The sequence below is a fragment of the Thermostichus sp. OS-CIW-20 genome, assembly GCF_054061455.1.
Genome location: NZ_JBSSEF010000029.1, coordinates 17,869 through 35,676 on the forward strand (window position 1 = coordinate 17,869; position 17,808 = coordinate 35,676).

The window sequence follows — 17,808 nt, forward strand, 5'->3', positions numbered from 1 at the left end:
GCTTTCACAGACCCATCTTATTGCCGCGCTGATACTGTCTGTAGGCGGCCACAAACAGGCCTGCCAAGGTAACCAGCACCATCCCCAAAACGATCCCCAGCAAAATTGGCTCGATCACAACCTAGGCCTCCTACTTCAAACCTAGATCATGATAAGCCAAGCCCAAACTCTTCCTCACCTTGCCCGGGGGGATCCCTGCCAAAAGTCAAAACAACGAAGGTACAGGGGACGCCCCCAATTGCCTCGGTGGAGGGTCAAGTCTCCACGGCTATGGCTTGCTCTTTGATCGCTTTGATCGCTTCGTTGAACCTGCAACTGTCCCGCCCGAACTTGCCGAAAGATGTTTCCCAACCACAACTGCTCTCCCGCTTTGAAGGAGTGTCTGGCTGGGCTGGAAGAGCAACTGCGCCCTCTGGCAGACAAGGCCGTTCCCCTGTTGGTGGCAGACTCGGATCCGCTGCAAGTGTGGGCTGCCGTTTTGGCCTGCCAACACCTGGGGATCCCCCTCTTCTTGGCCAATCCCCACTGGGGAGGACGAGAGTGGGGGCAGGCTCTGGCCAGCCTGGGATCCGCTTGGCGCTGGCGGCGAGGGCAGTTGCAGGAGGGTTCTGCCTCCTCCCACCCCCCTCTGCAGCATTGGCAACAGATCCTACCCAGCGCCGATTGGCCAGTAATCGGGATCCCTACCGGTGGCTCCGGCGGCCAGGTGAAATGGGCAGTGCACTCCTGGCGTACCCTCAGCGCCTCTGCCAGAGCCCACCAGCAGCACTTCAGCGTGGATTGCGTCCATAGCTATTGTGTCCTGCCCCTGTACCACGTCAGCGGCCTGATGCAAGCTGTTCGTTCCTGGCTGAGCGGCGGCCAGTGGATTGTCTGGGATTGGAAACGACAGCAGCAGGCCGAGGCCTGGGATCCGCCTTTGCCGGGCAGCTTTCTGTCGCTGGTGCCCACCCAGTTGCAGCGGCTGTTGCTCAACGCCCAGCCGGGAGTCTTGGAGAGCCTGCGCCAGTTTCGAGCCATTCTGGTTGGCGGCGGCCCCACCTGGCCCAGTTTGCGGCAACAGGCCCGGCAACTGCACCTGCCCTTGGCCCTCACCTATGGCATGACCGAAAGCGCCTCCCAGGTGTGTACGCTCCTGCCGGAAGCCTTTTTGCAGGGGAGCGATAGCCTGGGGCGGCCCCTGCCCCACGCCACCCTGGAGATCCGCGGCGAAGCAGGGGATCCCTTGCCCGCCCAGACGGCGGGCCACATCCACGTGTGGGCGGAATCCCTGGCGCTGGGCTACTACCCTTTGGCGAGGGAGGCTGATGGCCTGGGCAAGTGGCAACAGCGGGGCTTCACCCCTGGAGATTGGGGCTATCTGGACTCAGACGGCTATCTCTACTGGCTGGGCCGCGCCGACGACCTGATCCTGACCGGCGGGGAAAAGGTGATGGCGGCCGAGGTAGAAGGGGAGATCCGGGCCAGCGGCTGGGTGGAGGATGTGTGCGTGCTCGGTCTGCCCGACGGCGAGTGGGGCCAGCAGGTGGTGGCGGTGGCCGTGCCCAAGGCTGGGATCCCTGCCCTCCCCGTAGAGCTGGAGAGGCACCTAAAGCAACACCTGAGCCAACAACTGAGCCCCTTCAAGCACCCTAAGCAATGGCTATGGTGTGCCGGGATCCCGCGCAACGCCCAGGGCAAAGTCAGCCGCCAACAGCTGCGGCAGTGGGCGGCCCAGCAGTTGAGACTGGCAACGCCAGGCAGCTAGCCGGATCCCTCCCGGATGCCCAGACGGGCCAAGTCTCGCCAGATTTCAAAGGCCAACTCGCGGTTGTGTGGCTCTGTGGCCAAAGCTTTTCTCAAGTAAGCCTCTGCCTGCTGGTAGCGACCCTCGCAGATTAAATGATTGCCGAAGCGCTGATAGGCCAAAGCCAAGATGTGGATGGCTTCCTTGGAGTTGGGAAACCGCTTCAGCAGCGCCTCCGCCAGAGCCACTGCCGTGGGCAACTTACGCTCGCGCCAAGCCGCCTTGACGCGGGCAATCCCTGCCTCAAGGGATTCCCGAGCCGGTGGTTCTGCTGAGATGGAGCCTGACCCAGTGGTGCGTACAACCACGCGCCTTTCCCCCCTCACAGAACTGGGTGGAGAGTGTCGTTGGGCGTCGTAGCGCCGCCGCTCTTCAGGGTTGCTCAGCACTTGGTAGGCCTGGTAGATCTGCTCAAATCGTTCTCGGGATCCCTCTCCTGCCACATCGGGGTGAAACTGCCGCGCCAACCGGCGAAAGGCTCGCTTGATATCTTCGCTGTTCGCTTGGGGAGAGAGGTTCAGGATTGCATAGTAGTCCATGAGCGGCAGCAGAAGAGAGGGTGAGGGGCTGCTGAACCTGGGCGAAGAGTCAGCTCTGGCTCGGAGCTACGCCGATCATGCCATGCCAACCTGGGCTGAACCAAGGGATCCCCTCGGCGCTCATGCAATTTAGATCCAATCTAGTAGAGAATCATTCTCATGTTGAGGCATGGTGCTGCATTGACCATTCTGACTGAGCGCTAAGAGGCATCTCTTCGCACAGCTACCTCAGAGGCAGGGATCCAGTGCTAGACTTTGCCCAAGTTGTAAATTCCAGACTTTGCCTAACTCTACTCCTAACTGTTCTCAAAGTACTTTTAGCTGTCTCTAAGTCCTATTTCTGAGTGACTATGAGCGAAGCACTGCACCGCGCCCTTGCCAATGAAGACCCGCAAGGATTGCTGGCTTACTTGCAGCAAGGGGGAGATGTGAATGCTCCCGATTCGCAGGGGTTCACCCCGCTTCACAAAGCAGTACTCATCGGCAATCTGGAGCTGTTGGACTTGCTTTTGGCTTATGGCGCTTCCGTCGACTCGATGGATTCCACAGGGGCTACGCCGCTCCATTTGGCTGCTGCCAGCGGCCAGGTGGAAGTGGTGGAGCGGCTTCTCAAGGCAGGCAGCGATATCGATCTGCTAGATCGCTATGGATACACTCCTCTCCATCGGGCTGCCCTAACCGATCAGGCAGAAGTTATTGGTCTGCTGATCCAAAAAGGGGCAAAAACCTGTGGCGTTCTCCACTGGGCTACAGCTACGGGTAGGAAAAGCGTTCTCGCCCGCTTGCTCTCCAAGGGGGCACCGGTGGATGCCGTTGATGAGACGGGGCGAACTCCTCTGCACGAGGCGGCCACACAAGGACACTTGGGCATCGCTCGCTTTCTCATTTTGTACGGGGCCGATGTCAACGCGCGCAACCGCTTCGGGGCGACACCCATGCACTGGGCTGCCTGGGAAGGGCATATCCAGATCCTAGAGCTGCCGTTGGAAAATGGGGCCGAATTAAACCCCCGCAATCACGATGGACACACTCCCCTCGCCTATGCCCAGAAACGTCAGCACAGGCTAGCTGCCCAATGGCTGCAAGACCGAGGCGCAACCCTTTAGTTTGGCTTAAGGGATCCCTACTTCTTGGGAGACGGGAGATAGAGTTGGAAGGAATTCCACAGAAAAAGGAGAGAGGATGTTAGATTTCCCCTCTCCGATCTCTTCGTCGCGGTTAGCGTTAACGCCATCTAGATTCTAATCGATAACTCGCATCTGGTTCAATTCCTTTCTCCAGATTTTAATCTTCTTCCAACATCATTTTTTAGAGAACAAAACAAAGACGGAACAGCTAGCTTGTTCCGAAAACATCCGTTTATCTCCTTACTTTCTAGAGGATTGGTAGCCACTCCAAATAGCTCAAGATACTTCCCCAGCGCTTCACGCCGCTTTCGCTTGCTGGCCCGCCGACGCAAGCGCGATCACCCTCGACTGCTACCTCCTACTTCAACACGATGTTGGCGGAAAACCTCCCCCTCTCCCATTAATTGATATTTAGTCTCATTAACTTTGTGGAGAAAAAGGGATCCCTGCCAAGCGCAGGATGGCCAGTTCCGCCGGCGCGGGATCCCTGCTGCGTCCAAGACAAGAGAGGAAGACTGATGGATATGACTCCACCACTCAACCGGGTGACAGTATAGCACTATTGAGATTAAGTTGCAATATATCCCCATGGCACATCGGTTCCTCTTTGATAAAGACTTGCATCAAACCGAGTGAGTCTGGTAGAGTACCTAGCTAAAGTAGTTGGAAAAATTTGCAGCTAGGTCTTCGCAGGTTGCGGAGTGGTGAGCATGACATGGCAACAGGTTCAGGCGGGCGTGTGGTGTCGGCAGTTGGGGCAATTGGCGCCCCAGTGGTGGCTGGGGTGGAGTCCTGAGCAGGGCTTCCGGCTCTATCGCCAAGAGTCCCTACCTTCTCTCTCTGCTTTGCGGATTCGCTGCCAAGAGCGAGATGGCTGGCTGGATGTGTTTTTGGGAGAAGCGGAGCAACATCTCCAGCGGCGGCGCAGTCTCTTAGACGCAACGGCGCGGGTGGCTTTGCACTACTTGCCGGAAGAGCTGGTTCAGATTCGGTCTCTTCCACGTCCTCATGAGCGCATTCCTCTGGAGCTTTGGCAGCGGCTAACCCAGCAACGGAGTTGAGGTCTACCCAAGAATTCTTAAAAAACCATTAAAACCCTTACTGAGCTGCATTCAAAGTCACTTCACCCCGCGGGGATCCGAGGCGACCGGGAAGGCGGAAGTTCTCTTCCCTTCCAGCCTTTCTTGCTCTGGGGAGCGATAGCCCCTCTGCTCTTTTTCTCTCCGCCTGGCCAGGCTTAAGCTGGGAAGGGAAGTGCAGCGGCTGAAGCCATGACCGTTTCTGAGCACCAACCCAAGCCACGCTTTGAGCAGCAAGCCGGTGGGCTGACTGCTCGCCGCCTTTTGAAGGGATCCATCATCGGCGCCGGGCAGGTGGGCATGGCCTGCGCCTACGCGATGCTTATCCAGAACACCCTCGATGAGCTGGTGATCCACGACATCGACCGCGCCAAGCTGGAAGGGGAAGTGATGGATCTGGTGCATGGGATCCCCTTTGTCGAGCCGACGCGGATCTGGGCAGGGGAGCTGGCCGATTGTGCCGGGTCAGACGTGGTGATTGTGACGGCGGGGGCCAAGCAGCGGCCTGGAGAAACCCGTTTGGATTTGGTTCACCGCAACGTCGAGATCTTCAAAAGCTTGATCCCGGCCCTGATGGAGCATTGCCCCAGCGCCATTTTCCTGGTGGTGAGCAACCCCGTTGACGTCATGACCTATGTTTCCCTGAAGTTAGCGGGGCTGCCGGCGGGGCAGGTGCTGGGGTCGGGAACGGTTTTGGATACGGCTCGCTTTCGCTATCTGTTGGCCCAGAGGCTGGGGGTGGATCCGCGCAGCCTGCACGCCTACATCATCGGCGAACATGGGGATAGCGAGGTGGCCGTCTGGAGCAAGGTGAACATCGCCGGCACGCCGATTGGCCAGCTCTCGCCGGAATGGGATCCCGCCCATTTGGGCGATATCTTCGAGCAGGTGCGCAATGCCGCCTATGAGATCATCCGCCGCAAAGGGGCCACCAGCTATGCCATTGGTCTGGGGGTGGCACAAATTGTCCAGGCCCTGGTACGGGATCAGCGGCGCGTTTTAACCGTGAGCAGCCTCACCCAGGGAGAATATGACCTGCCGGAGGTCTGCCTTAGTTTGCCGAGAGTGGTCGGTCGGCAAGGGGTGGAGCGCACGCTGGCCATGTCCCTCACCGAGAGCGAGCGGCAGCAACTGCACCGCTCTGCCCACATCTTGCGGCAAGTCATCGACAGCATCCGGTGGTAGAGCTGGGCTGCCGGATCCCGTTTGTTTTGGATCCACCGTTGGGTTCGCTACGGCTGTGGCTGACGGCAGGAGGTGGTCTGTGGAAGCGGACGTGCAGCGAGCACAGCAGGCCCAACTTGAGAAAGGCTCCTCTGTTCCCCCCTGGACAGGGATCCCGCTGCAGAAGGGTCTCGGCCAGCGACTGCGGCAACACGTCAACCCCCTGCAGGCTCAGTACCAACAACCCACCCCCCCACCCCACTGGGAACGGGTGTATCGGCGACTGGGGCAGCCCTTGCATTTGGATATCGGCTCAGGGAGCGGACGCTTTTTGCTGCGCATGGCCCAGGAGCAGCCCGACTGGAACTTTTTGGGGGTAGAGATTCGACAGCCGCTGGTGGAGCGGGCCAATGCTTGGCGGGACGAGCTGGGGCTGGATAACGTCCATTTTCTGTTTGCCAACATCAACGTCTCCCTGCGGCATCTGTTTGCGCCGGGAGATCTCAGCCGGGTCACCATCCAATTTCCGGATCCCTGGTTTAAAAAGCGCCATCACAAGCGGCGGATCGTCCAACCGCGACTGGTGGCGGATCTGGCCCTGCTGCTGCAACCGGGCAGCCCCGTCTTCCTGCAGTCGGACGTGCGGGAAGTGGCCGAGGAGATGGTCGATCGTTTCCTAGAGCATCCGCAGTTTTGGAATCCCTACCAGGGGCCCATCGATGACAACCCCTTCGGCATTCCCACCGAGCGGGAGTGGCAGTGCCTGCAGTTGGGTCTGCCCATCTACCGTTATTGGCTAGAGCGACGCTGACCCCTTTATCCGGCTGAAGCCAATAGAAGCTAGGATATAACCCGCTGGAGTTGCCTCGGTTGCTGCCATGTCTCCCTCTGAAGCCACGGCCTCTGTCGATCCCTTTTCCGCTTGGCTTTCTGTTCGCCGAGGGATCCTCAACCTGCTGAGCCTATTGGCCCTTTTGATTGTCGGGCTTTCGCTTTCCAGCAGTTGGTTTCAGCCGCCGCCGCAAACGCAGTTGGATCTGTTGCAAACCAATCTCGCCCTGCAGGCTGCCCGCACCCTCGACGATCCCCGCTATCAGGACCTGGCGCGGGCTCTGCTGGGGCAGAACGTTTTCGAGCTGGCCCACAATCGCTACCAGCAGGTGGCCGACAACTACGCCGAACGCCTGCAGCGCCTCAAACGGATGGCACGGCTGGAAAGGGCGACTTCCTCGGCAGGGGGCAAACCCGAATTGGCCAGGGTATCAGATGCGGTGGGGCCGGCCTCAACCCCAGAAGAAGTGGATCCCGTCCTCCTGGCTTCTGTCCAGGATCTGCAGGCGGAGCTGGACGCCCTGCGGCTGCGCCTGGGTCTGCTCTACGTCTACCAGGAGGATCTGGAGGCAGCCCAGCAGCAGTGGCAAGAGGTAGTCGATCCAGAACGTCCCTTGGAGCTGGAATCCGGCCAGAAGAGGGTGGCACAGGTTTTACAAGGGCTGTGGGGAACGCCACGGCGCATCTTGCCAGAGGCCGAGGTGCAAATCCGCAACCACCTGGACGGTTGGTTTGAGGCGGTGGCCCTGCAGCAGCTCTACCGGCTGCAACAGCGCAGCGACAGCCTCAATGCCCTCAACCAGCAGCAGGAAAAATTGGCCTTGGCAGCCCTGTTCCGGCTGGCGGTGGTGGGCGGGATCCCGCTGCTGGGGGCGCTGCTGGGGCTGGTGCTCTTGTTGGGCTGGCTGGGCTGGAGCTTCTGGCGCCAACGTCCTCTTGTGGGCCCGCCGTGGGAGGTGCCTTGGCCGGGGATCGGGGCGCAGGCGGTCCTGACCGGTTGGTTTTTGGGTTTCATTCTCCTCAATGCGCTGGTGCCTCGCCTTTACACGGTCGGGCTCGGCCTGGGGACGCAGCAGCTCAGCCCTTGGCATCAGGCGGTGGCCCTGTTTCTCACCTACAATGCGGGCGCTCTGCTGGGGGCGGCGCTGTTGTACCGGCTTCTTCGGCTCTATCCCGGTTGGCAGAAGGTGCTGCAGGTGCGGCTGTGGGGCCCTTGGATCCTCTGGGGCCTGGGCGGCTACTGGGCGGCCCTGCCTTTGGTGGTGCTGGCAGCGGCGCTGTCGCAGTTGCTGCTGCCCCAGGCAGGGGGCGGGAACCCCATCTTGCCTCTGCTGCTGGAGAGCCATGGCTGGGGGGCGCGCTTGGTGTTTTTGGCCGTGGTGTCTGTCTGTGCCCCTGTTTTTGAGGAGGTGCTGTTCCGGGGCTTTTGGCTGCCGACGCTGAGCCGCTACTTGCCGATGGGGGCTGCCATCTTGCTCAGCGCCTTCACCTTTGCCCTTGCCCACCTCAACCTTTCCGATCTGTTGCCTTTGACCATGCTGGGGGTGGTGCTGGGGGTGGTGTACAGCCACAGCCGCAACCTGCTGGCCCCCATCCTGTTGCACAGCCTCTGGAATACGGGATCCCTGGTCACGCTGCTGGTGTTGGGGGGCGCTTCCTGAGGGGAGTTTGGCCTACTTTTTCTTGCCGAAGAGGCGGCTCCAGAAGCCGCCGCTATCCTCTTTGCGCGGCGGTGGCACGATTTTCTGGGCCTGGGAGGTCTGACGGCTGGCCGAGGGAACGGGAACCGGCTGTTGGGTGGTGACCTGCTGCAGCCAGCGGCGCACCTCGGCCATCAACTCGGCGTTGGCCGGCTCGAGGCGGCTCGCCTGCAGGAAGTCGGCCTTGGCCATGCCAGCGTTGCCCTGCTTGAGGTGGGCGATACCTCGGTGCAGATAGTAACGGGCCACGTTGGGCTGGGCGCTGATGGCGAAGTTTAAATACTGGATGGCAACCCGGTACTGCTTGCGCTCGATCATGTCCAGCGCCTGCAGGAAGCGGGTCTCAGCGGGGCTAAGTTGCGGGGTTGGGGGCGAAGGAGGGGCGGGCTGGACAGGGGGAGCGGTGGGTGGAGCAGCCGGGATCCCGCCCAAGGTGGTGCGGCTGGGGGAAGGGGTTGGGATCCCCGTCGAGGTGGTGGTTTTGGCAGCAGGGGCGGGGATCCCTTTGTAGCCGGCCTTGAGCAGCAGGTAGGCTAGGTTGAGCTCGCTCAACTGCTCGGTTTTCTCCAGCAGGGTGGCCATAGAGCTGTATTGCTCTTTGGCCAGCTTCTCCACCCGCCGGACATACTCTTCCTCCCAGTTGGGAGACTCGGCCAAACCTTTGACTGCCTCTCCCGTAGGCCAGAGATCTGCAGGCGGCGACTCCAGTAGCCGTTGGATGCGCAGCTTGAGCAGAGCCTCGTATTCCGACCGCTCCCGCTCTTTGGTCAGCACCTCGTTGGCCGGGTTGACCAGCTTGGCAAAGAGGACATTGGCCCGCTCTGCCCCTTCCGGATCCCCGACAAAGCGATCCGGGTGCAGAGCCTTGGCCGCCTGCAGGTAGCCGCGTCGGATCCCTTTGGCATCGGCGGTGAGGGGCACGCCCAAGATGGCGAAATGGTCGGTCTCGTAGCGGGCTAGCCCTCGGGTGAGGCGGGGGACATCAGAGTTGGATCCCATAGTTGCCACTTCTCCAAGATGCGTTGCAAAGTTCCGTTTTCGGTCAGGACTGCGATCGCCCCATCCACGGCTTCCTTCAGGGAAGGATGCTGTGAGGATACCACGCCCACCAAAGGAATCGGGAACAGAGGCGGCCCCGCCAGGCGCAGCCGGGATCCCGCCTGGCGCAGGCTCAGGGCGGCAACGGGCTGATCGACGAGCACCGCATCCAACTGGCCAGCCTGGAGCTGGGCAAACAAGCGATCCGGGTTGCTGGTGGCAAAAAGACGAATGGCGTTGCCCCGCCTCTCGTTGTACGCCTCCAACAGAGCGGCTCCCGTACTGTTAACTACAATGCCCACTTTGCGGCCAAAGAGTTGCGACAGCGCCTCAATGGGAGCTTCCTCTGGCCCGGGATCCCGTACCACCAAGCGCTGCGGGCTGAGGTAGTAGGGTCGGGTGGCGAGAAACTGCTGCGGATCCAAGCCCAAAGCTTCCCGCGCCCCCCAGATGAGATCCACCTCATCCGCTTGCAAAGCCGCCAACTGCTCGCTCCAAGCCACATAGACGGGCTCCACTCGCACCTGCAGCGTCTGGGCAAGCGCCTCCAGGATATCCCACTCGAAGCCGGCGTAGGTTTGCCGCTCCAGGTCGGTGTAGAGGTAAGCCGGGCCCAGGCTGGGATCCAGGCCAACCCGGATGCGCCCCCGCGCCTGAATCTCGGCCCAACGGGAATCGGGAACCTGTGCTCGCTCGCTGGCAGGAGCGGGCAGGGTCGGCTTTGGGGCAGGCTGAGGGTAGGCCGGGATCCCCAAGAGCAGCGCCAGGCCAAACCCTGCCGCCCAACAACGACGCCGGAGCTTTTTCCCGGCCAAGTTATCTCCCTTGCCTTGCGAAAGAGCCATGAGGGCCTTTGCGTAAACCTTACCCAATTTTCGCCTGATCTTTACCTGATCTTTAAACTTTGGCCGTTTTGCTCCCCAGACCGGCGATCCCGCCGCATGGGGAAGGAGACCGGCAGAGGGCTGACCTGGGCCAGTTCTTCCTGAAGAGCAGCGTGTAGCCAGCCGTTGCTGGCCAGCAGGCGGCCACTGTACACATCCACCGGGCTGCCATCGTAGGCGGTGACCTTGCCGCCCGCCTCTCGCACCAAGACAATCCCGGCGGCAATGTCCCAGGGGGAGAGGCCCCGCTCCCAATAGCCGTCCAACTGGCCGGTGGCCACGTAGGCCAAGTCCAGGGCAGCCGATCCACCTCGCCGCACTCCCTGGGTGAGGTGGGTGAAGTGGCAGAACTCGGCGTAGTTGTTGTCGGGGGTTTCCCGGCGGTCGTAGGCAAAGCCAGTAACCAGGAGACTGCGGGAGAGTTCGGTAGTAGAGGAGACGCGGATGGGTTTGCGGTTGCGGGTGGCTCCCATCCCTTGTACGGCGCGAAAGAGATCCCCCCGAAAGATGTCGCAGACCACCCCTAGCACCGGCTCCCGCCCCTCCAGCAGACCAATAGAGACGGCAGCAAAGGGATAGCCATGGGCAAAGTTGGTGGTGCCATCGAGGGGATCGATCATCCAGGCGTAAGCGCCCTGCGGGGATCCCTGCTGGCCGGATTCTTCCGTCAAGATCCCATCTTCGGGGAAGTGCCGCCTTAAGATTTTCAAGATAAGCTCCTCGGAAGCGCGATCCGCTGCTGTTACCAAGTCGCCCGGACGTTTCTCCTCAATGGCAAGGGTGCCCCCCACGTAACTGCGCAGCAAAGCCCCTGCCTCCAGGGCCGCCTCTGTGGCCACATCTAACCGACGCAACAGGGCCTCCGTCACACCCACACCTCAAGGCTACAAACCTGCTACCCAGAATAGCCCGCCCGCGGCCAAGGCTGTGGCTCCCAAGGGATCCCTTAAAACGGGAATAGATCCGACCTGAACCCAAACCCAATTTTTCCAATTTTTTTTAGGAAAAGGGAGTATCTCCAAGGCTGCCTGTGGTGTATAATAGTCTACATTAAGGCCTATGAGTTTTCCACCAGCCCGCCAACGCCGGGGGGATGTTGGGTGTCTCCTAGTTTCTGGGAACTCTAGGGTTCAGGGAGTTGGACTGGAAGAGCCAGGCTGCCGGGCAGGTAGTTGAGCGTCGAGGAGGAAACGCTGTTGCCCCAGAGCTACGACGATTTTTTTACCTCTACTACGGCAGTGGGCAGAGGCCATCTGTCCGGCAGTCAGGACTTCGATCTGCCGTTGGATCTGTTCGACCAAGTCCCGCAGCAGCCGGTGTCTCACCCGGAGTTCACCCTGTCCGTCTGCCATCCTGTGCGGCCCTGCAGCTACATCCTGCGGGAGAGCATTTACACGATCGGACGGGATCCCTCCAATGCCATCCAGATTGTCAACCGCTTCGTCTCCCGCCGCCACGCCTATTTGGTGCGAGTGCCCACCAAGTCCAATCGCACAGGATTTACGTATTGTCTAGTCGACGGCAACCGCAAGGGGCAGTCCAGCACCAATGGGGTGTTCGTCAACGGCACGCGGGTAGCTACCCACTACTTGAGGAGTGGCGATGTTATCTACTTTGGGCCGGAGATCCGCGCCTACTTCTTCGAGGTGGCCCGCATTCCCCCTCTGCCCAACCCTTTTGAGGTCAACCCTGACCTCGGCAAAGGATCCAACTTGGTTCCTGAGGAGATGAGAGGTGGCCGCAGCCCGTTGACAGATCCAAGGTTGCATCGCTAAAGTAGTCAAGCAGTGTAAATTGGGGCATCGCCAAGCGGTAAGGCAGCGGGTTTTGGTCCCGCCATTCGGTGGTTCGAATCCATCTGCCCCAGTCTTAAGCTGGGCTAGGTCTGCTTGAGACAGCAGAAGGCTTTTTTGGGCAGTTCCCCTTCGCTGATTCGGGAACTTCCCGCTAGGCGCAAGGGTACGCTTTTTGCATTGCTGGCGCGAAGACTTTGGCCAGCAGAGGGCCAATCCGTCAACCTAGCGCAGTCGGCTTAGGGGAGAGGGTGGACAATCGGCCTGGGAGGGAAAGGGAGCCGAATGAGCAGTGCTTGCCGATCCTTGATGATCGTGGGGACTTCTTCCCACGTGGGCAAAACCCTTTTGGTAGCTGCCCTCTGTCGCCTTCTCAAAAAGGCGGGGAAGAAGGTTGCCCCTTTCAAGGCCCAGAACATGTCGCTGAATGCCTACGTCACCCCGGAGGGCCATGAGATTGCCTATGCGCAGGCTCTGCAGGCTTGGGCCGCCGGGATCCCGCCCGCGGTGGAGATGAACCCGATTTTGCTCAAGCCGCAGGGCAACCTGACTTCCCAGGTCGTCTTCAACGGCGTGGCAGTAGATACCTGTCGCGCCGGCGAGTACTACGAGCGCTGGTTTGCGCCGGCCTGGGAGGCGGTGAAAACGGCCCTGGCCCGCTTGCAACAGCAGTACGAGTGGATTATCTGCGAGGGGGCAGGCAGCCCGGCGGAGGTAAACCTCAAACACCGGGATCTGGCCAACACGCGGGTGGCTTTGCATCTGGGATCTCCCACCTGGCTGGTGGCGGACATCGACCGGGGTGGGGCGCTGGCCCATGTGGTGGGCACCCTGCAGTTGCTGGAGCCGGCCGAGCGGGCCCTGATTCGCGGCATTGTCATCAACAAGTTTCGCGGCGCACGGGAGCTGCTGCAGCCCGGCCTGGATTGGCTGGAGAACTACACCGGGATCCCCGTGGTTGGAGTTCTGCCCTGGCTGGACTGGACGCTGCCGCAAGAGGATTCGATGGGCCTTGAGGCGGGCCCTCAACTCTGGGAAAATCGCCGCGAACGTGCCGGGCGGGGGAGCTGCCTGGAGATTGCCGTGATCCGCCTGCCCCAGGTGGCCAATTTTTCCGATTTCGACCCCTTGCTGGCCGAGCCCAGCGTCCATCTGCGCTGGGTTCACCCCGGCCAGAGCCTGGGATCCCCCGATGTGGTCATCCTGCCCGGCAGCAAAACCACCCTCAAGGATCTGTTGGCATTGCAAAAGACCGGCCTGGCCGACCAACTGCGCCTCTATTCCGGCCACATCGTCGGCATCTGCGGCGGGCTGCAGATGTTGGGGCAAACCATCGCCGATCCCGCCGGCCTAGAGGGAGTTGCCGGCACCTACCCCGGGCTGGGCTTCCTGCCGCTGACTACTGTCTTGCAACCCACCAAGGTTACCCAGCAGGTGCAGACGCAAAGCCGCTGGCCCGCCCCCGCTCCCGTCCAGGGGTACGAAATCCATCAGGGATCCACCCAGGCCGATCCCGCTGGCTGCCTGCCGATCTTCGAGCAAGAAGGCCTGGGCTGGCGGGATCCCACAGGCCGGGTCTGGGGCAGCTATCTGCACGGCCTCTTCGACAACCACCGCTGGCGGCGCCACTGGCTAAACGAGCTGCGCCGCCAAAAAGGCTGGGATCCCTTGCCGGAGTTGGACGGCCACTATGCCCAGCAACGCGAAGAACTGCTGGATCGTCTGGCAGAGGCCTGGCGGCCTCATCTGGATTGGCATCAGCTCCTGGAATAGGCCGGGGCCATTGCCAAGGTCTGCAAGAGTAGCTGTATTCTAGACAGGAATTTCCTTCCCCCTGACCTATGCGGCTTCTGGTTACCGGCGGCGCGGGCTATATCGGCAGCCACACCTGTAAGGCCCTGGCAGCCCACGGCCACCTGCCAATTGCCTACGACAACCTGGTTTACGGCCACCCTTGGGCCGTTCGCTGGGGGCCTTTGGAAATCGGCGACATTGCCGACCGCCAGCGGCTGGATCAGGTCATTCGGCAGTATCGGCCCGAAGGGGTGATTCACTTTGCCGCCTATGCCTACGTGGGCGAGTCGGTCAAGGATCCGGGCAAATACTACCGCAACAACGTGGCCGGATCCCTGACCTTGCTGGAGGCCATGCGGGATCACGGGATCCCCTACCTTGTCTTCTCCAGCACCTGTGCCACCTACGGCGTGCCGGAGCAGATCCCGATCCCGGAAACCCACCCCCAGCGCCCCATCAACCCCTACGGCCAGAGCAAGCTGGTGGTGGAGCAGATGCTGCGGGACTTCCAGACCGCCCACGGGATCCGGTTTATCAGCCTGCGCTACTTCAACGCCGCCGGCGCCGATCCCGACGGAGAAATCGGCGAAGCCCACGACCCCGAAACCCACCTCATCCCCCTGGTGCTGGAAGTCGCCGCCGGCCAACGCCCCCACATCACTGTTTTTGGCGACGACTACGACACCCTCGATGGCACCTGTATCCGCGACTACATCCATGTCGCCGACCTGGCGCAGGCCCATGTGTTGGCCTTAGAAGCGCTGGCGTCTGGCCAGCCTGTGCAGGCAGCCTACAACCTGGGCAATGGCCAGGGCTTCTCTGTTCAGGAGGTGATCGCCACGGCAGCAGCGGTAACTGGAAGACAGATCCCGGTGCAAGTTGGAGCCCGTCGACCGGGGGATCCCCCCTGCTTGGTGGGCGATGCCACGGCCATCCAGCGGGATCTCAACTGGCAGCCCCGCTATGCCGACTTGGCCGAGATCCTGCAGACAGCTTGGCGCTGGCACCAAAGGCGGCCCTATTTTGCCAAGGCCACACCGCCGCTCCGGGGGGCTTGACCCAACTGGGATGGCGATCCGAGGATCCAGCGGTACGATCAGGGGAGGTCGACGCCTAGAGCTTGCTTCCGATGGAGGAAAAGACCGCCCCCGATACCCTGGCGGTTGTCATGACCACCGTGGGATCCGAAGCCGACGCCCATCGTTTGGCACACACTCTGGTGGCCGAGCGCTATGTGGCCTGTGCCCAGGTGCTGCCGCCGATCACCTCCTACTACCGCTGGCAGGGATCCCTGCAGAGGGAGGCCGAGTTTTTGCTGTTGCTCAAATTGCCCTCCACTGCTTATCCCCGCCTGGAACAGCGGCTGCGGGAGCTCCACCCCTACCAGGAGCCGGAGATCCTGGCTCTGCCGGCTGCTCAGGTAAGCGCTACCTATCTGGCGTGGGCCCGAGAGCAGGTAGGCTAAGAAGAGCGGTACCCTCTCTAGCATGATTGCCCTCTACCCCGGCAGCTTCGACCCCATCACCTTTGGGCACCTCGACATCATCGAGCGGGCCAGCCGTCTGTTTTCCAAAGTCATCGTTGCAGTCCTGAAAAACCCCAACAAAACGCCTCTGTTTACTCCTGAGCAGCGGCAAGCCCAGATCCTCCTCTCTGTTGCCCACCTAAAAAACGTTGAGGTCGACACCTTTTCCGGCCTGACGGTGGCCTACGCCCGCCAGCGAGGGGCAAAAGTCATTGTGCGCGGCTTGCGGGTGCTATCTGACTTTGATGTCGAGCTGCAGATGGCCCACACCAACAAGCTCCTGGCTCCTGAGTTGGAAACCCTTTTCCTTGCTACTGCTAGCGAGCACAGCTTTGTCAGTAGCAGCTTAGTTAAGGAAGTGGCCAAGCTAGGCGGCCCCATTGACCACCTGGTACCCCCGCCGGTGGCTCAAGATCTGCGGGAGCGTTTCCCCTTAACTTGATCCGCTCTGTCCCCAACTACGAAAACAGGGCCTTGAGCTCTTGCAACGTCTTTCTCACCTTGGCCTGGGCAGCTTCCACCTCTGGTTGGTCGTAGGCTTTGGCGGCAAAGTCCAGTTCTTCCAAGCTGCGGCCCATTTCCTTGGCCAAGCGCAGCATCTCCCGCTTTTGCTGCTGGGGCAAGGTGTTTGCCAGGCTGGTTAGGGTCTTGCGGGTCAGGCCCATCGGCCCATGGATGTAGGAGCGGATCTCGAGCCAGTCCTCGGCATCCACCAGGCTCTGCAGCTGCTCCACCTGTTGCTCCAGCTGCTGCAGCTCTCGGGGCAAGGCGGCAGCCGCCTGGACGGGAAGGGATCCCAGCCACAGACCCAATGTGAGGATGGCAATCAGCAGCAGATTGGGCCAACGACGCATCATCTTACACCTCCCATCCGCCTTCACAGGCTTGCTTTCTGGCCGTTACTTCCTTGGCCAGCCATAGGCAATCAATAGTGTACCTGGTAACTGCCCTCCAGGCCGCTGTGGGCAGAGGGGCAAATCGGTTAGCCTAGAGCTGTAAAAGAACGTAAAGAGCGCTCCCATGCAACGCATCATCCTCATGACCGGCAAAGGTGGGGTCGGCAAGACCTCGATGGCGGCAGCAACCGGCTGGCGTTGTGCCGAGCTCGGCCTGAAGACCCTGGTGTTGAGCACGGATCCGGCCCACTCCTTGGCCGACAGTTTCGACCAGCCCCTGGGCCACGAGCCGGTGGAGGTCAAGCCCAACCTCTGGGGAGCAGAGCTAGACGCCCTGCAGGAGCTGGAGCTGAACTGGGGATCCGTCAAGACCTACATCACGCAGGTGTTGCAGGCCCGCGGGCTGGATGGCGTGCAGGCCCAGGAGCTGGCGGTGCTGCCGGGGATGGACGAGATCTTCGCCCTGGTGCGGGTCAACCGCCACTACGACGAGGGCAAGTTTGATGTGCTGATTATCGACTCGGCTCCCACCGGTACGGCCTTGCGCCTTTTGAGCCTGCCCGATGTTTCCGGCTGGTACATGCGCAAGTTCTACAAACCTTTGCAGGGGTTGGCGCGGGTGCTGCGCCCCATTGCCGAGCCGATTGTAAAAGGGCTAACCGGGATCCCCCTGCCAGATGACCAGGTGCTGGATGCCCCCTACGAGTTCTACCAGAAGATCGAGCGGCTGGAGCGCATCCTCACCGACAACCGCATCACCTCGGTGCGCCTAGTCACCAACCCCGAAAAGATGGTGATCAAGGAGTCGCTGCGGGCCCATGCCTACCTCAGCCTCTACGGCGTCGCCACCGATTTGGTGATTGCCAACCGCATTTTGCCGGAAGGGGTGGTGGATCCCTACTTTGCCGCCTGGAAAGCCGCCCAGCAGAAATATCGCCAGGAGATCCACGAGAACTTTGCCCCCCTGCCGGTGCTGGAGATCCCGCTTTACCCAGAGGAGCTGGTGGGGTGGGACGCCCTGGCCCGCCTGAAAAAGGATCTCTGGGGGGATCGCAACCCGGCGGAGGTGTTCTACGCCGAGCAGACGATGAACGTGGCTAGCGACAACGGCCAGTACCGCCTGGATCTGTACTTGCCCGGGATCCCAAAAGAGCAGGTGGAGCTGAGCAAAACTGGCGACGAGCTCAACATCCGCATTGGCAACCACCGCCGCAACCTGGTGTTGCCCCAGACCCTGGCCGCCATGAAGCCGGCCCGTGCCAAGATGGAGGAAGATTACCTGCGCATCCATTTTGCCGCCTGAAGCCGCAGGGCAGTGTCCTGCTTGCCGTTTGCCAAAAAGTAGGCTTGTTGGAGTTGTTCCTGGTCGAGAGTGGGCATATTTGCAGGACGGGAGGAACTCTGGCTGGAAGAGAGCCCACGGAGGGGTGGGGAAGCGCCTTCATCTAGCTGTAGCCCTCTTCGGGCAAGGAGTTGGGCAGCAGCCTGGTTGGCCTCCATCGGTGGGGCCTATTCTCCAACCGCTTGCCCTACACCGTCCAGCTTGAGCCATGCTGAATGGCTGCTTGGTATGGCTAGGTATGTAAAACCGAGAGAAGCGGCGGATTATTTTGGGGTGTGTCTCCACACCTTGAGGCGATGGGAACAGAAGG

18 protein-coding genes, 1 tRNA gene and 1 pseudogene are annotated in these 17,808 nt (G+C 61.1%); 14 read left to right on the forward strand and 6 right to left on the reverse strand.

What is annotated here, in order from left to right:
• Nucleotides 1-4: 4 nt before the first annotated feature.
• Nucleotides 5-118 (reverse strand): cytochrome b6-f complex subunit V, encoded by a 114-nt coding sequence (gene petG, locus ACVWXC_RS10320; protein ID WP_011431447.1) that lies wholly within the window; start codon nucleotides 116-118, stop codon nucleotides 5-7.
• 222 nt (nucleotides 119-340) lie between these two features.
• On the opposite strand from petG, the gene ACVWXC_RS10325 reads away from it, so the two are divergent.
• Complete coding sequence (locus ACVWXC_RS10325; protein WP_011431448.1) at nucleotides 341-1,747, forward strand: 2-succinylbenzoate--CoA ligase; 1,407 nt, start codon at nucleotides 341-343, stop codon at nucleotides 1,745-1,747.
• On the opposite strand, the gene ACVWXC_RS10330 is transcribed toward ACVWXC_RS10325, so the two are convergent.
• On the reverse strand, nucleotides 1,744-2,325 hold the full coding sequence (locus ACVWXC_RS10330; RefSeq protein ID WP_011431449.1) for a DnaJ domain-containing protein: 582 nt from the start codon (nucleotides 2,323-2,325) through the stop codon (nucleotides 1,744-1,746). The genes ACVWXC_RS10325 and ACVWXC_RS10330 overlap by 4 nt on opposite strands.
• Before the next feature lie 350 nt (nucleotides 2,326-2,675).
• Here ACVWXC_RS10330 and ACVWXC_RS10335 point away from each other — a divergent pair, with 350 nt between their 5' ends.
• From ACVWXC_RS10335 to ACVWXC_RS10355, 5 genes are all read left to right on the forward strand, one after another.
• Complete coding sequence (locus ACVWXC_RS10335) at nucleotides 2,676-3,431, forward strand: ankyrin repeat domain-containing protein (protein WP_457392541.1); 756 nt, start codon at nucleotides 2,676-2,678, stop codon at nucleotides 3,429-3,431.
• Nucleotides 3,432-4,162: 731 nt separating this feature from the next.
• The gene (locus ACVWXC_RS10340) at nucleotides 4,163-4,513 is read left to right on the forward strand and encodes a hypothetical protein (RefSeq protein ID WP_011431451.1); all 351 of its coding nucleotides are present in this window, start codon (nucleotides 4,163-4,165) and stop codon (nucleotides 4,511-4,513) included.
• A gap of 282 nt (nucleotides 4,514-4,795) precedes the next feature.
• Entirely contained in the window at nucleotides 4,796-5,716 is a 921-nt protein-coding gene (locus ACVWXC_RS10345) for an L-lactate dehydrogenase (RefSeq protein ID WP_011431453.1), read from the forward strand.
• Nucleotides 5,717-5,795: 79 nt separating this feature from the next.
• Nucleotides 5,796-6,506: a tRNA (guanosine(46)-N7)-methyltransferase TrmB gene (gene trmB / locus ACVWXC_RS10350; RefSeq protein WP_011431454.1), complete on the forward strand. Its 711-nt coding sequence runs from the start codon at nucleotides 5,796-5,798 to the stop codon at nucleotides 6,504-6,506.
• 67 nt (nucleotides 6,507-6,573) lie between these two features.
• Nucleotides 6,574-8,187: a CPBP family intramembrane glutamic endopeptidase gene (locus tag ACVWXC_RS10355; protein ID WP_011431455.1), complete on the forward strand. Its 1,614-nt coding sequence runs from the start codon at nucleotides 6,574-6,576 to the stop codon at nucleotides 8,185-8,187.
• Between the two features lie 12 nt (nucleotides 8,188-8,199).
• Here ACVWXC_RS10355 and ACVWXC_RS10360 read toward each other — a convergent pair whose 3' ends face one another.
• The 3 genes from ACVWXC_RS10360 to ACVWXC_RS10370 are packed head-to-tail and all read right to left on the reverse strand — an operon-like array spanning nucleotide 8,200 to nucleotide 11,017.
• Nucleotides 8,200-9,225: a DnaJ domain-containing protein gene (locus tag ACVWXC_RS10360; protein ID WP_457392536.1), complete on the reverse strand. Its 1,026-nt coding sequence runs from the start codon at nucleotides 9,223-9,225 to the stop codon at nucleotides 8,200-8,202.
• Nucleotides 9,183-10,109, reverse strand: a complete 927-nt coding sequence (locus ACVWXC_RS10365; RefSeq protein WP_228375358.1) for an ABC transporter substrate-binding protein — start codon at nucleotides 10,107-10,109, stop codon at nucleotides 9,183-9,185. Before ACVWXC_RS10365 ends, ACVWXC_RS10360 begins: the two co-directional genes overlap by 43 nt.
• Before the next feature lie 41 nt (nucleotides 10,110-10,150).
• Nucleotides 10,151-11,017 (reverse strand): inositol monophosphatase family protein, encoded by an 867-nt coding sequence (locus tag ACVWXC_RS10370; RefSeq protein WP_457392533.1) that lies wholly within the window; start codon nucleotides 11,015-11,017, stop codon nucleotides 10,151-10,153.
• A gap of 303 nt (nucleotides 11,018-11,320) precedes the next feature.
• On the opposite strand from ACVWXC_RS10370, the gene ACVWXC_RS10375 reads away from it, so the two are divergent.
• From ACVWXC_RS10375 to coaD, 6 genes are all read left to right on the forward strand, one after another.
• On the forward strand, nucleotides 11,321-11,923 hold the full coding sequence (locus ACVWXC_RS10375; protein ID WP_228375359.1) for an FHA domain-containing protein: 603 nt from the start codon (nucleotides 11,321-11,323) through the stop codon (nucleotides 11,921-11,923).
• A gap of 20 nt (nucleotides 11,924-11,943) precedes the next feature.
• Nucleotides 11,944-12,015 (forward strand) — tRNA-Gln (locus ACVWXC_RS10380).
• Nucleotides 12,016-12,226: 211 nt separating this feature from the next.
• Nucleotides 12,227-13,714 (forward strand): cobyric acid synthase, encoded by a 1,488-nt coding sequence (locus ACVWXC_RS10385; protein ID WP_457392530.1) that lies wholly within the window; start codon nucleotides 12,227-12,229, stop codon nucleotides 13,712-13,714.
• A 68-nt stretch (nucleotides 13,715-13,782) separates the two neighbouring features.
• On the forward strand, nucleotides 13,783-14,793 hold the full coding sequence (galE, locus tag ACVWXC_RS10390) for a UDP-glucose 4-epimerase GalE (protein WP_011431461.1): 1,011 nt from the start codon (nucleotides 13,783-13,785) through the stop codon (nucleotides 14,791-14,793).
• A 71-nt stretch (nucleotides 14,794-14,864) separates the two neighbouring features.
• Complete coding sequence (cutA, locus tag ACVWXC_RS10395) at nucleotides 14,865-15,200, forward strand: divalent-cation tolerance protein CutA (RefSeq protein WP_099812731.1); 336 nt, start codon at nucleotides 14,865-14,867, stop codon at nucleotides 15,198-15,200.
• A 22-nt stretch (nucleotides 15,201-15,222) separates the two neighbouring features.
• Nucleotides 15,223-15,702 carry a pantetheine-phosphate adenylyltransferase gene (gene coaD / locus ACVWXC_RS10400; protein WP_414390724.1) on the forward strand — a complete coding sequence of 160 codons (480 nt, stop codon included), beginning with the start codon at nucleotides 15,223-15,225 and terminating at the stop codon, nucleotides 15,700-15,702.
• 16 nt (nucleotides 15,703-15,718) lie between these two features.
• Here coaD and psbQ read toward each other — a convergent pair whose 3' ends face one another.
• On the reverse strand, nucleotides 15,719-16,117 hold the full coding sequence (gene psbQ / locus ACVWXC_RS10405) for a photosystem II protein PsbQ (protein WP_099812729.1): 399 nt from the start codon (nucleotides 16,115-16,117) through the stop codon (nucleotides 15,719-15,721).
• Between the two features lie 163 nt (nucleotides 16,118-16,280).
• Between psbQ and ACVWXC_RS10410 the strand changes: the two genes are divergently transcribed.
• Together ACVWXC_RS10410 and ACVWXC_RS10415 are read left to right on the forward strand one after the other, a co-directional pair.
• Nucleotides 16,281-17,459, forward strand: coding sequence for a TRC40/GET3/ArsA family transport-energizing ATPase (locus tag ACVWXC_RS10410; RefSeq protein WP_457392525.1), 1,179 nt, complete (start codon nucleotides 16,281-16,283; stop codon nucleotides 17,457-17,459).
• Between the two features lie 267 nt (nucleotides 17,460-17,726).
• Nucleotides 17,727-17,808: pseudogene (locus tag ACVWXC_RS10415) on the forward strand (IS607 family transposase); the annotation flags it as partial.